10 protein-coding genes are annotated in these 14104 nt (G+C 38.8%); 5 read left to right on the top strand and 5 right to left on the bottom strand.

Features of this window, described 5'->3' with window-relative positions; translation table 11 throughout:
* Nucleotides 1-242: 242 nt before the first annotated feature.
* From BC008_RS49745 to BC008_RS28025, 3 genes are all read right to left on the bottom strand, one after another.
* A complete protein-coding gene (locus BC008_RS49745) occupies nucleotides 243-383 on the bottom strand; it encodes a hypothetical protein (RefSeq protein ID WP_161938167.1) in 141 nt (46 codons plus the stop codon).
* A 149-nt stretch (nucleotides 384-532) separates the two neighbouring features.
* A complete protein-coding gene (locus BC008_RS28030; RefSeq protein ID WP_058184084.1) occupies nucleotides 533-2077 on the bottom strand; it encodes a tetratricopeptide repeat protein in 1545 nt (514 codons plus the stop codon).
* Complete coding sequence (locus BC008_RS28025) at nucleotides 2032-4434, bottom strand: CHAT domain-containing protein (RefSeq protein WP_082650651.1); 2403 nt, start codon at nucleotides 4432-4434, stop codon at nucleotides 2032-2034. The genes BC008_RS28030 and BC008_RS28025 overlap by 46 nt, the downstream gene beginning before the upstream one ends.
* A 544-nt stretch (nucleotides 4435-4978) precedes the next feature.
* On the opposite strand from BC008_RS28025, the gene BC008_RS28020 reads away from it, so the two are divergent.
* The 4 genes from BC008_RS28020 to BC008_RS28005 all read left to right on the top strand — a co-directional run bounded on the left by BC008_RS28020 (nucleotide 4979) and on the right by BC008_RS28005 (nucleotide 9571).
* Nucleotides 4979-5839: a VanW family protein gene (locus BC008_RS28020; protein WP_072207779.1), complete on the top strand. Its 861-nt coding sequence runs from the start codon at nucleotides 4979-4981 to the stop codon at nucleotides 5837-5839.
* 216 nt (nucleotides 5840-6055) lie between these two features.
* Nucleotides 6056-7096, top strand: a complete 1041-nt coding sequence (locus BC008_RS28015) for an Ldh family oxidoreductase (protein ID WP_036266062.1) — start codon at nucleotides 6056-6058, stop codon at nucleotides 7094-7096.
* Nucleotides 7097-7285: 189 nt separating this feature from the next.
* Nucleotides 7286-8269, top strand: coding sequence for a calcium-binding protein (locus tag BC008_RS48695; RefSeq protein ID WP_058184083.1), 984 nt, complete (start codon nucleotides 7286-7288; stop codon nucleotides 8267-8269).
* Between the two features lie 429 nt (nucleotides 8270-8698).
* On the top strand, nucleotides 8699-9571 hold the full coding sequence (locus tag BC008_RS28005) for an MBL fold metallo-hydrolase (RefSeq protein ID WP_027844163.1): 873 nt from the start codon (nucleotides 8699-8701) through the stop codon (nucleotides 9569-9571).
* A 171-nt stretch (nucleotides 9572-9742) separates the two neighbouring features.
* Here BC008_RS28005 and BC008_RS51595 read toward each other — a convergent pair whose 3' ends face one another.
* Entirely contained in the window at nucleotides 9743-10927 is a 1185-nt protein-coding gene (locus BC008_RS51595; RefSeq protein ID WP_058184082.1) for a DUF2808 domain-containing protein, read from the bottom strand.
* A gap of 521 nt (nucleotides 10928-11448) precedes the next feature.
* On the opposite strand from BC008_RS51595, the gene BC008_RS27995 reads away from it, so the two are divergent.
* A complete protein-coding gene (locus BC008_RS27995; protein ID WP_036266065.1) occupies nucleotides 11449-12567 on the top strand; it encodes a glycosyltransferase in 1119 nt (372 codons plus the stop codon).
* 452 nt (nucleotides 12568-13019) lie between these two features.
* On the opposite strand, the gene BC008_RS27990 is transcribed toward BC008_RS27995, so the two are convergent.
* The gene (locus tag BC008_RS27990) at nucleotides 13020-13898 is read right to left on the bottom strand and encodes a hypothetical protein (protein ID WP_058184081.1); all 879 of its coding nucleotides are present in this window, start codon (nucleotides 13896-13898) and stop codon (nucleotides 13020-13022) included.
* Between the last annotated feature and the right edge of the window lie 206 nt (nucleotides 13899-14104).

The raw sequence follows: 14104 nt of genomic DNA, 5'->3' as shown, positions 1-14104 counted from the left end.
GATCCGTAGGTAGCGCAGCTATAGGTATTGCGCACAGTAATAAGTAATAAGTAATAAGTAATAAGTAATAAGTAATGAGTAATGAGTAAAAGGGTTATTAGGTAATAACCGCCGTCTTTTCAAGAGGGTTATATAGTAACTAATTAAGCGGACTTGATATTAAGGATCAAAATCTACCAGAGAGATTAAGAGACTCCAGTTTAAAAAATATACCATTCGTCAGGGCACACGTCGGTGTGCCCCTACAATAAACAAATAATGGGATAAATTATTTTTTGGGCATTTTTCCAACCATATAATTCACAATCGCGTTTCCATCCGCTACCACCATCAACCATATCATCCACAATCGCAATTACTCCCCTACATAACCTTCCACTCATAATGACCTATGGCTGTTATTGCGACGCTAGGTTAGCGTCAGAGTTTCCTTTAGGAAATAGCAATCCCAGACGATTAAAATTTTTTGCGTTCTATACTCCCCTAAACTACCTTCCACTCGTAATGACCTAATTGTTTACGTCAATCCTGGTTATTCACGACTAATTTGATCAATCCTTCCCTTGACCCTTTGAGCATAGGGTGACTTGATACGCTGTAAAATCTCTAAAGATTCTTGTAAATAATCAAGTGCGGTGCTATTGTCTCCTTGCTGTTGTGCGATATTTCCCAACCACCACAAAGTAATAGCTTTCCCCTGTTGGTCACCAATTTTTTCCTTTATTTGCAAAGATTGTTGGTAAAGGGTGATCGCATCATCCACCTTACCTTGTTGGGCGTAAGTCCGTGCAAGTTGGTGTAAGGAAGCCGCTTTCCCCTGTTGGTCGTCAATTTTTTCTTTTATTTGCAAAGATTGTTGGTAAAGGGCGATTACATCATCCACCTTACCTTGTTGGGCGTAAATCCGTGCAAGTTGGTGTAAGGAAGCAGCTTTCCCCTGTTGGTCACCAATTTTTTCTTTTATTTGCAAAGATTGTTGGAAAAGGGCGATCGCATCATCCACCTTACCTTGTTTGGTGTAAATCCGTGCAAGTTGGTGTAAGGAAGCAGCTTTCCCCTGTTGGTCATCAATTTTTTCTTTTATTTGCAAAGATTGTTGGAAAAGTGCGATCGCATAATCCACCTTACCTTGTTGGGCGTAAATCCGTGCAAGTTGGTGTAAGGAAGCAGCTTTCCCCTGTTGGTCACCTATTTTTTCTTTTATTTGCAAAGATTGTTGGAAAAAGGTGATCGCATCATCAACCTTACCTTGTTGGGCGTAAATCCGTGCAAGTTGGTGCAAGGAAGCAGCTTTCCCCTGTTGGTCACCAATTTTTTCTTTTATTTGCAAAGATTTTTGGAAAAGTGCGATCGCATAATCCACCTTACCTTGTTGGGCGTAAATCCGTGCAAGTTGGTGCAAGGAAGCAGCTTTTCCCTGTTGGTCACCTATTTTTTCTTTTATTTGCAAAGATTGTTGGAAAAGTGCGATCGCATAATCCACCTTACCTTGTTGGGCGTAAATCCGTGCAAGTCGGTGTAAAGAAGCAGCTTTCCCCTGTTGGTCACCTATTTTTTCTTTTATGTCCAAAGATTGTTGGTGAAGAGCGATCGCTTCATTCACCTTACCTTGTTGTTGATAAATAATTGCAAGTTGGTGTAAGGAAGCAGCTTTCCCCTGTTGGTTACCTATTTTTTCTTTTATGTCCAAAGATTGTTGGTAAAGAGAAATCGCTTCATTCACCTTACCTTGTTGTTGGTAAATGATTGCTAAATGATGAAAAATGAATGCTGTTCCTCCTTCATCTTCCGACGGACAAAGTTTTTTAGCTTGCTGATAATTCTCTAATGCTTGTTCAACTTCACCCAATACAAGTTCACAATAAGCCATTTCCTTGAGAACGCGGTAATCTTTTGTTATTTCTAAGGTTGACTTACAAAACTCCACTGTTTCTCTGTAACGACTTTTTTGACACCAGTTATTTGCTAGATTAGATGCTAATTCACCAGCGATTTCCTTTTCTTTCCCCAGCAAAGCTAAGCGATGAATTTCTAATAATTGTTCTTCTGTGGAAGTTTCTCTACTTTTCCACCACAAACGATATAAAACCTGGGAAGCTGCTTTAAATGGGAAGCTGCTTTAAATATTTCGGGACTGATTTGTGATTGTTTGGGATTGCTTTCTTGCGCCGTAATGATAGTGGTGTCTGTTTCAATTACAGTTGCTTGGGGATTGCTATTTCCTTGCGGAAACGCTGCCCTAACCTGCGTTGCAATGACATCTTGGGGATTGTTTCCTACTGTCGCAATGACTGGTAACTTCAAAGGTAAAATTCTCGGTACTCGTAGCGACTGTTCAGGACTAACTTCCAACAATCCCAAGGCTACAGCTTTATCTATATAGTTATCTAAATCAGCAATATTTTCACAAACTACTTCCAAAGCTTCCCTAGGTACGGGTAACTCAAACACCAAACCCCGTTGTAAGATACCTCGCATGGTATCATCCATTTGTTGCAACAGTTGTTTCGCTAAAACTTGTTCGCGTAGTTCAACAGGATCTGTTTCCAGTCGATTTAAAATTTCTGCGACATCGACGTCTGATCGCAATAATACTTTATCTAACCATTCCAACAACCGGGGATTACCATCTGCTAACCGTTGCGCTTGCGCTTTTAATGTCTCATCTACCTGGGATTGTGCTTGATTATCCTGATTATTTTGATTAAAAGCAGTGAGACGACTAAGCTTTTTTCGCAAATCTGCACCCCGCATTCCTTCTAGGGGTTGTTTGTAGAAATCTTGCAAATGGCTTGATTCAAAATCATAACGACAGGTAATTATTATCCGGTGGGGTGCGTAAGTTTGATTAATCGCCCAAACTAAAGCTGATAATACCGCTTCTGCTTCCGTTTTCAGTATGTAGCTGTCGTTGCGGGGTTCTAAGTTGGTTTCAAAGTCATCTAAAACAAGTAAGAAAGGTTTATCCCCATTTTCTTGTAACCAAGCAAAAACCCTTTTTAAACGAAATTTTAATTCTTCATCTGGGTTTTGTAGGGTTTCTCGCAAATCTTTACTATCTAACTTCTCCGTTAAACGACGGACTAAACTTGTTTCGTCAATTCTTCCCACCCAAACAACGCGCTGAAAATTGGTTAAGCGATCGCATAACCTCGCGGCTAAACTGCTTTTTCCTAAACCACCCATTCCATGAATTAACACCCCAATTTCTTCTGCTGAGGGGTTCATTAAAATTCTCAAACAATTTTGTAACTGTCGTCGTCTTCCGACAAAACTTTCTCTAGTAGGTACTTTGACCTTACCCGCAGGATCTAAAAATTCGCTACTGAAGGAACGGGGTGGTGCTGGTTTTCTTCCCCTGGTTCGTAAAGGTGTAACCAAATTACCCGGTAAAGTATCCGCCACATATAAGCGTAATAAATGCCAGTCCCGTGCATTATTCTTAATTAAAGCCTGGTAAGTCAGCGCTAAAGCTTCAGTTAACAACTTTCCTGCAGATAATGCTTGATATAAAGCTGCAGCAGCAGAGGTCGCATCTGTATCTAAAACGCTTTGTCCCCAACCCAAAACACTTTTTGCACCTTGTTCCAGCAAAGATTGCGCCATTGAAGGTACAGTACCAAAATTCCCTGCTTGTCCGGTGCGACAACCAGAAAGGAAGATTAATTTGGGTAGCTGAAATTGTAATTCTGTAGCGATATCATCAGCAGTGGAATATACAGCCTCACCCGTGGGCGATTCTGTAATAAAAGCTGGTACTCCATCATCTATTGTTGCATGACCGGTGAGATGTAAAACATCAAAATACTGTTTATTATCTTCTTTCCCGTATTCTTTGCCATAATTTTCGACTAAAAATCCCAATTCTTCCAAACAACCACTTTCTTCCACCGTCAAAGTCAAAGGTTGTCGCGCTGTCACCTCCAGAATGTTTGCTTCTTCCCGCTCAAAATCCAATACCGGTTCCAAATTCAAAGGGGAAGTCGCCATAAATAACATTTGCAACGCCCGATTTTCTGGTTGTGGCTTGATAGATAATTGCTTCACCTCATCCGATGACACCCACCGCACCGGAATTATCCCAGGTTTTCTTTCGACCAGGAAGGACTTACCATCGTGCAGTAATTCCCAAGGTAAATGGGAGATGTTTCCCAAAGTACTAATGGCTAAAACAATCCCTTTACCCCGTTGTTTATTCAGCAATTGTTGAAAAAACCTATCATTCCCATCTAACCAATCAAATAATCTTTCGCCAGTTATTTGATGGTCTTCCGGCAAAACCGTGTAGTAATCGCGTTCTGCAATTTGAATTAAATCCGTAATCTCAGTTAAAGGAAGAGAACGACTTTGATAATCGTTGGGATTACCTTCAAAGTAACGTAATTCTACATAATTATCCTGAATTGGCTTGAGGTCAAGGTGAAGGACTTGCATAAATCCGGGAAATTAGGGATATCAAATATTATCTCCAATGTTAGCGAATGTAATTTCGGACATTTTTGAGATTATTCGGCTAGCAAATATCAGTTTATTTTGTTTATTCTGACAGGTTACTTTTCATCAAAAATTCCCGCCATTCCTCCCAATACTGACGCAAAGACTTACGTCGAGCGCGCATACGGCGAACACTATGTTAACGCTTCCGCTAACTGGGGAGCTTAGCAGGAGGTTTAATCTGGGGAGCTTAGGAGGGAGTTTAATCTGGGAGGCTAAGAGGGAGTTTTATCTGAGAGGTTAGGGTACAAGAGAAAAAGTATATAAGACTTAAAAACCTTGCATCTACAATTTTTTGGACTGCAAGAAATTTGAAAAAATAGGGGTAAAACTTTTCCTTATTACCTCCCCCCCACCAAAGGACTTTTTTAACAGCAAGCCCTAAATAATCATAATCAATTGCAGATATCTTGTAAAAATGATGTTAAAGTTCTAAAAAAAACAAGTAATATCACTATTCTAAAAAGTCTATTTAAACACAATTATGCGAAAATCCTTACAAAGCCTGAAAGCTTACATCCGTCATCTTCGCAAATCTGGAGAAAATCTTTTACATGGCTATCCTTTTTACTATGCAAACAAGCAAAATTATACAGAACTTTATAACTATCCATATCAATGGAGTGGGTTCACTACTCCCATCAAACAACGTTCTGGATCAGCCGATATAAACGAAAATCGTATCTATAATATGCAGCTAGCTGCAGATCAAATAAATGGATTGATTATCCAACCAAAGCAAATTTTCGGTTTTTGGAATCGCGTCCCTCGTCCCATAATAAAAAATGGTTTTCGTTCTGGACCCATGTTACTCAGAGGTAAACTAACTCATGATGTTGGTGGTGGGTTATGTCAGATTTCTACAACCCTATTTAATGCTTTACTTTGGGCTAATTTTCAAGTGCTAGAACGCTATAACCACAGCATTGATGCTCACGGAGAAAAACGCTTTTTTACCTTGGGTCAAGATGCAACTGTAGCTTATGGCTATAAAGATTTAATTGTAAGGAATTTGAGCGATATACCTTTAGTATTGCGTTTAGAAGTTTTTCCCGAAAAAGCCGAAGTTACAGCGAGCGTTTGGGGCACTGAATCTATACCATTTACTGTAAAAATTGAATCAAAAATATTACAAGAATTAACGCCTTTATCTCAAGGAATATCCGGTTGGGAAGTAGAAACTAAGCGTTTTGTACAGCAAAAAACCACATCCCAGTTCAAGAAAGAAAACGAAAAGAAAATTGATGCAGGCAGCAATACAAATATTGATATAAATACACAATGGGAAGTGAATTATAAAACCATTGATATTTATAAACCTTTTGAATCGGAAATTGAAAGTTAAGAGCGCCACGAGGGAGAATTCAAATTACTTTATAAGGATTTTGAAATATGTTTCCTGAAGGGTAGACTACTAGTAAATCGCAGCGGAAATAAAATACTAATTCATAAAAGGTCAAAGCTAGAAGAAACAGTATTTCTTACTGTTGACTTTTGTTAGCAAAACTATTTTAACTTTTGACTTCCGCATAGCGGTACTAGTACTAAGTTTTAGCTGATTATGCAAACCCTATCAGTGCGATCGCCAACCTTACTCGAATTCCTCTCAAAAGTACTCAAATCCCATTTTTTATCATCAGAAGCCCAAACAGCATTAATTATTCATTTAGTAGAAGCAAATTTATGTGGAATTGATTCCCACGGTTTACAGCAAATAATTGGTTACGATAAAAGTTTAAAAAGCGGACGAATTAACCCCAAACCACAAATCAAAATAATTTCCCAACGTCCTAGTTTGATTCGCATAGATGCAGATGCAGCACCAGGACAATATGCAGCTAAGTTTGCAATGGAAATGGCGATCGAAGCAGCAAGTAAAACAGGAATTGCAGTTGTTGGCGTTACTAACAGCAATCACTTTGGTGTCGCCGGATACTACACCCGCATGGCTACCGAAGCCGGAATGATTGGTTTTGCAACTACAGATACCAATGCTGTGGATTTAGCACCCTTTGGTGGAAAGGTCGCGAAGTTAGGTAATAACGCCATTTCTTGGGGTATTCCCACAGGTACAAATAAACCCGTAATTATCGATATGGCTGCAGGTGCGGTAAGTGGAGGAAAGGTAAAACATTTTGCTTACCAAGATTTAGAAATTCCTTTGGGATGGGGGATAACAGCAGAAGGTAAACCAACGAATAATCCCTGGGAAGTAGCAGTTAATATACCAGCTTCTTATAAAGGTTCCGGCTTAGCATTCATCTCAGATTTATTATGCGGACCCTTATTAGGAACTACAACTGCGATGTTTAAAAATAAAGCAATTCATGATGCAGCAAACGGTACTGGTCATTTATTGTGGGTACTAGATGTCGCAGCATGGACCGATAGAAAACAGTTTGAACAAGAAGTGCAAAAAGCAATCAGCTCTCTAAAAGCAACTCCACGAATCCAAGCAGAGGAACCGATTTATTATCCCGGTGAGTTAGAAGTAATTACCCGCGAAGAACGTTTACAAACAGGTATTCCCGTACCTTTAGTCCTAGTTGAAACCCTCACCACACATTTTGGTCAAAATATTATTTCAGAATATTTTAGGTAATAATTTTAAAGTTTGAACTTGAAATTCGAACTCAACGTTTTGTTAAAAAAGGATAATTAACAGCTTACAGCATCTTTTTGGCATCTAATTACTCAAAATCGTTTAGGATCGCTATAACAAAAGTTCTTAATTGTTTTTTTCGTAGACTTGGCATCAATCTGTTTTGGATATTGGGGGGTTCAGATAAATATGGCAGATATTTTCGGTACAAAAGATAACGATCTACTTTTTGGTACTCCAGAAGATGATTTCATCAATGCATTAGAGGGTAATGATGATGTCGTCAGTGCTGGTGATGGTAACGACACAGTTAAAGCTGGGAGTGGAGAGGATAACGTTTTCGGTGGAAGTGGTGACGATCGCATAGAAGGAGAAGGTGGAACTGATTTTATTAGAGGGGGAGATGGTAATGATTCTCTCTATGGTGGTGCTAAACCTGATATTTTAATTGGGGAAAATGGTAATGATGTTGTCAATGGGGGTAAGGGGAATGATTTATTGTTCGGTGATGTAGATGACGTCACGGGAATCGGAGATGATGTTCTCAGGGGTGGAGCAGGGGACGATAAAGTTAACGGTGGTCCAGGAAACGATCAAGTTTTCGGTGACAAGGGTAAAGATATTCTTAGTGGTAGCATGGGTAATGACTTGGTTAGTGGTGGTGCAAATGACGACCAAGTTTTCGGTGCAGCAGGGAACGATTTAGTTTTTGGCGATCGCGGTGACGACCGAGTTAATGGTGGTTCGGGTAATGATTTTGTCTCGGGTGGTGATGGTGACGACACTTTGAGTGGAACTACTACTTTAAGTCCCCAACCTGGTTTTGGTGAAATAGATGTATTGATTGGTAATGCTGGTAATGATGTCTTTGTGTTAGGACAACTATTACGAAATGCGATCGAGACTGTCTTCTATAATGACGGCGATCCTAATACTGCTGGAACTGACGATTATGCTGCGATCGCAGATTTCGAGCTTGAAGGGAAAACTAAAGACAAAATTCAACTAGTAGGGGAAGCAAGTAATTATTCCTTGGGTACATCTCCTGATAATTTACCACCCGGAACAGCAATATTTTTAAATGATGGTTCAACACCTGAGTTAATCGCAATTGTGGAAGGAGTTTCCCCTGAAGAACTTAATTTAGAAGATCCAAATCAATTTATATTTTGATTTTTGGATAAGGTTAATTAAGGGATATTAGCAAGTCTGCAGAGGGTTGCTATATATCAATATTGTAGCCTTTCTTTCCGGCATCACCTCAGGAATACATTTGTCGGGGATTGGCTTCAGTTTTCTATTCAACGCCAAGTATGATATGGCACTTTGCAATTAAAAATTAAATAAGATACAAAATCATATCCTCAAACTCTTTTGGTAAAGTTATTACTACCCATGTAAATGTATCTCATCAACCTGAAATGTGCTGTATAGCCCATAGAAGCACCAATTATGTTATGTGCGCTTAAATACCTATCGTATTTGTGAGGGCTAGTAACCCTCACGAATACTTCTAAATTTTTTTATCGTAGTCATACCGACTTCGTATATACTAAATTCATCATCTACCTAAAAAGTAACAGGGTAAGAGAGAGCACACACATGGCTAATTTAAATCTACGTCATCCGCAAAATACAAAAGGCGATTTTTACGTAGACACAACTTGTATAGACTGTGATACATGTCGCTGGATGGCTCCTGATATCTTTAATCGTACTGACGAACAATCCACAGTTTACAATCAACCGAATAGTGAACCAAAAAGATTGGGTGCACTACAAGCACTTTTAGCCTGTCCAACTAGTTCTATTGGTACTGTTGAGAAACCCCTAGATATTAAAGATGCTCAGTTAACTTTTCCAATTCTCGTTGCAGAAAATATTTATCATTGTGGTTACCATTCGGAAAAATCTTTTGGTGCTGCAAGTTATCTTATTCAAATGCCAGAAGGTAATATTTTAGTAGATTCCCCTCGGTTTGCACCTCCACTAGTCAAGCGTTTGGAACAGATGGGGGGAGTTAGCTATATGTACATGACTCACCGTGATGATGTTGCAGATCATGATAAATTTGCTTCACATTTTAACTGTCAACGCATTCTTCATGAAGACGAGATCTCCCATAATACTCGCGATGTGGAAATTAAACTCACAGGTTTGGAACCATTTCAACTCACACCTGAAGTTTTAATTATTCCCGTTCCCGGTCACACTAAGGGACATACAATATTACTTTATAAAAACAAGTTTCTTTTTACTGGCGATCATCTAGCATGGTCAGATTCCCTTAAACAACTAATTGCTTTCCGTCGCGCTTGTTGGTATTCTTGGTCGGAATTAGCCAAGTCTATGACTAAATTAACTCAGTACTCTTTTGAATGGGTTTTACCGGGACATGGTCGTCGCCACCATGCAGATTTTAATACTATGCAGCAACAACTACAAGAATGTATTGAGTGGATGAAAACTGTTTAAAAAATATCATAAGTCAGGAGACAGAATATGACCTGCGGTCACGCAATACCTATAGCTGCGCTAAGAGCGGTTAAGCCTTACGGCATTGCTGCGCTAACGTCGTCAGACGCGTGCATTCGTCTTTAGACGCGTCCAAACCGGTACGCTGTCGCTAGGCGCTAACAGGAGAGATTAGGTACCACTGTAGAAATGTAAACGTCCAAAACCAAGAAACTGACCGCGAGATTTTTCACCTACGGGAAACGCTGTGACTCCGAAAAGATAAATTCCTTCCGATGTAGGGTTTTGTCTTGCTTGTAGGTCAACTGTGATAGTTTTACCAGGTGCAACTGCTGGATCGAATACTAGTGATACTGTTTTTGCTTTTTTATCGCTAGTTATATCTTTGAGTTGCAGCCTCTTTCCTTTTTTTGAACGCGTCCCTTCAAAGACAAAACTCTTTTTGAGATTAAAGCGAATGTATTCTAAGCCTTTGCGTTGCTCAATTGTGATTTTTTGCAATGGTGTTCCAGCGTTCTCTGGTAGCTTAACAGTGAAATAATATGTTACTGCCCATTCCCTGATGTTATCATGGGTGGCAACTGCGTAAGTCAAACGCGGTGGTTGAGTAAAATATCTAACTTTTGGGGAAGTTGTAATTGTTGGAGTCGGAGACGGAGTAGGACTTATTGTTGAAACCGGGGTTGTTGAGCTAGGTTTTACATAGGTATTGTAGGTATTAATGGGAATTGCAAAAAAATCTGTTGTACCAGTTCTTGGATCCCTTATACCTCGTCCATTAATCCCCACTAATCGTCCTTTTGCATCCAGTACGGGACCACCACTCATCCCTGGCTTAATAATATTGGTATATATCCAACCATAGCCATCTTTTGCATTAGGTAAACGTACGGAAAGAGTTCCAGGTCGGGATTGGAAGCAACGTTGGGGACAAATAGCATCGGGATCTAACCAACCAGCAGCATAAACTGTTGTTCCTTCCGTTACCTTGCCAGAATCAGGGACCATATTCGCAGGTTGGTGATTTCGGTTGCTCTGAAATTGGAAAAAAGCTAAATCTACATTTGGTAAGCGTTTGATTTCGCTAGAGTTAATTCGGTAAGATGCCCCATTTTGGGTTTGGATCCTGTAAATTCCTGTGGTATCTACTACATGCCAATTAGTCAGGACAGTATAAGTGTTACCTTCCTTGTTAACTATTATTCCACTACCAGCTTCAGGACCGCTAATACGAACTGTAATTTTTTGAGCGATCGCATTAACTTCTGTTGGTTCTAATGCCACTACAAATCGATATGATTGCATTACATTGAACACAGCGAAGAGCATTGCAGGTAGTAGATAACCAAACTTCATATCTATCCTTAATGTAGCTTTTTTATTATAAGAATCAATTCTAACTGTATTGAATAATTTAACATTCCTACACTGAGACTAAGAGAAGTAAAGTCAAACTGGAATGTTTTCTTAAGAAGCTTCAAAGACGAGAAAACGTTTCTTTAAAGTAATCTATTTAGCAATTGCAAAAAACACCACTACACATCAATTCTTTGAATCTGTTCCCCGTTTCCTCTTCCCTGTCTTGGTCAGCATTTCCACCCTGTGGGGTGGCTAGGTTGGATGACGCCTGTTGGCGGCGCGGGATCTCGTGTTCGTTGTTTCCTTCTATAAACATTCGGCTTGCCGCGTTCTAAGTGTAGCAACATTAAAGGAAACCGGTGTATTACCATCAGATTATTACCATCAAAGGTCAATTAACGGTTATAGTGGTTATTTTCAGCATTAGTAGTTTTTGCAATTGCCACCTTAACCCTCAGAAATTACTAGGACAAGAAAAGTATAATATATTGCTATTTTGTGATTATGGAGAATCAATTATGAATAACACAATCTTGAAAAATTCTCCCGACATTGCAATTTTTCTACGTACCCTTAACGGTGGTGGAGCCGAACGAGTATGCTTAAATTTAGCTCAGTTTTTTTTACAACAAAATCTAAAAGTTGATATGGTCCTTGCAAGAGCAGAAGGTCCTCTTTTAAAGCAATTACCACCAGATATTCGACTTATAGACTTACAAGGTCAATCTAAGTTTAGCATTCCCTTAAAGTTAGCTAAATATCTGCGATTTGAAAAGCCTGCAAGCTTATTAGCTGCTTTACACTATCCTTGTGAAATAGCCATTCTAGCGAAGCATATTGCTAGGGTTTCAACGCGAATTATAGTATCAGAACGTAATACTATTTCTGTAGAAGCAAAACGTATTCCCAGACTATCAGTACGTTTGACACCCTTCGCAGCAAGACTTTTTTACCCTTTTGCGGATAATATTGTGGCTGTTTCTGAAGGAGTCGCTGAAGATTTAGCCAATGTTACCCACTTACCTCGGGAACGTATTGATTTAATTTATAATCCGGTTTTAACTTCTGAAACTTTTATAAGAGCCAAAGAAGCGGTTCATCACCCATGGTTTCAACCGGGAGAACCACCAGTTATTCTTGCTGTCGGAAGGTTAAAACCCCAAAAAGATTATCCGACTTTATTACGTGCATTTGCTCTAGTACGAAAAATGCGTCGTTGTCGGTTAGTAATTTTGGGAGATGGATCGGAAAAATATAATCTAAAAAATTTAATTTCTGAATTAGGCTTAGAAAAAGATGTTTACATGGAGGGTTTTGTAGATAATCCTTATGCTTACATGAGTAAGGCTAACGCATTTGTACTTTCTTCATTATGGGAAGGTTTAGGTAACGTATTAATTGAAGCTATGGCTTGTGGTTGTCCGGTAATTTCCACAGATTGTCCTAGCGGTCCCAAAGAGATTTTAGCGGGAGGTAAATACGGAGAATTAACCCCAGTTGGCGACCCTAAGGCTATGGCTGAGGCTATTTTAAAAGTACTTTCTGGAAATACAAAGCAAATAGATTCTGATTGGCTAAATCAATTTACTTTGGAATATAGTGCTGAAAAATATCTTAAGGTGTTAGGTATAAACTAATGATACTAGGTTAAACAAGATAAGGTTAATTCTCTTCTGTTATTCTGGGGAAATAAATACATGGAGCTTATTTTGAGTTCTAGATGTAACAATAGTTTTGGCGTTCGTACTAAGATTAATGCCATTTATACCCTATTATTGCGAAAACTTTGAAACACGAAGGTTGTAGATTATTATCTGCCGAAAGTGACAAAAGAGGATTAAGTACTTGGGAGTTGTTTATAAACAAAAAATAAAATTGCTGCAGTTATATCGGTGCGCTGCAGCAAATTTTGAATTATTACACGATTAAATCCTTATTTTGCCGTAACATACCCTACTTTATAATTTACTTATAAACATTCTCTTAAACAAAATTAATGTAGTATTCTTTTGAGAATAGATTGCGATCATAAAGTCAAAACAATTAGTAAATAGAATCGCTTTCGAGCACCAATATTGTTATATTAACTTCACAGTAACCAAGAAAGTTGGCGAAATACTGCAAAACGAATCAATCGACCCGGTACATTAGAACCTTGAATGACTTTGATTCTGAGAAAGCGTGCACTCAGTAATCTTGCAATACCTTTGAGGCGTGCTTTTAATCTAACTTTCATTAATTCTAATTTACCTTGATTCTTATCTAGGGCATATATTGGCATAAATGCTAATTTTCCATATAAAACATCTGCACGGTGGCTAGAACTGAGATTATTTTGTCGGTGTTCGGGATTGGGTATACCACCATGTTCCCCATAGTTGCGCCAAGGAATATAATTTTTTAGGTTCCGTTGACGAAGGAATTTATCGATCGTCGAATCCCAACTCGAATATTGATCGGTTCCATATTTTTGCTTAATTTCTGTAGCTAGTTCCAATAGATAAGTTGCAGCTTGGGGAGTAACAATATAAGCAACTGTAGAAACGGAAAAGCCTTGAGCATAACCCTCACAATCAATACTGTATACTTGGGAAGCACAGGTATAAATCCAACTAACTCCCACATCAGAATGCTCGGGATTAAAGGGTAAGGGTAGTTGACCCATACATGTGACGGGAACAAAATCTGCTTCAATAATCAAAGTCAATTTGGTCTGATTTTGTGCCTCTTCCCAAGCTCGACGATGATTCATCAAACACAGATAACTACGAGAATATTGTTCTAAATTCGGCAAAGGTTCTTGTCTGAGAATTTGATAATCAAAACCTTCTTTTTGCAAAGCTGCTTCTAGCTGTTCGGTGGGTTCTTTATTAGCAATGATAAAAACTTTTGCAACACGATCAAGCAAGCTATTGGAGGGGACAGGTGCTGAATTGATTGTCTGATGTTTGAAATAACTTATTTTCATAGAAGACTTAAAGCTAGCTAAATTTTTACTTCTGTAATAAATCTTTTATACTCGCTCTACTTCTTCAATCACAAGTCAGGGAAATACTGATTTTGAGGCAAACGCTTTCAGTAGAAAGGGAAAAAATGGGGGTATATCAAATTTAAAGATGCTAGCTATTTACTATATCTTCCAATCATCTATAAATTATCTATTATTTCATCACA

Origin of the sequence: Mastigocoleus testarum BC008 (assembly GCF_001456025.1) — a bacterium.
GTDB classification, from domain to species: Bacteria; Cyanobacteriota; Cyanobacteriia; order Cyanobacteriales; family Nostocaceae; genus Mastigocoleus; species Mastigocoleus testarum.
The sequence above is the reverse complement of the archived record's forward strand: the minus strand, read 5'-3'. Positions and strand labels throughout refer to the sequence as shown.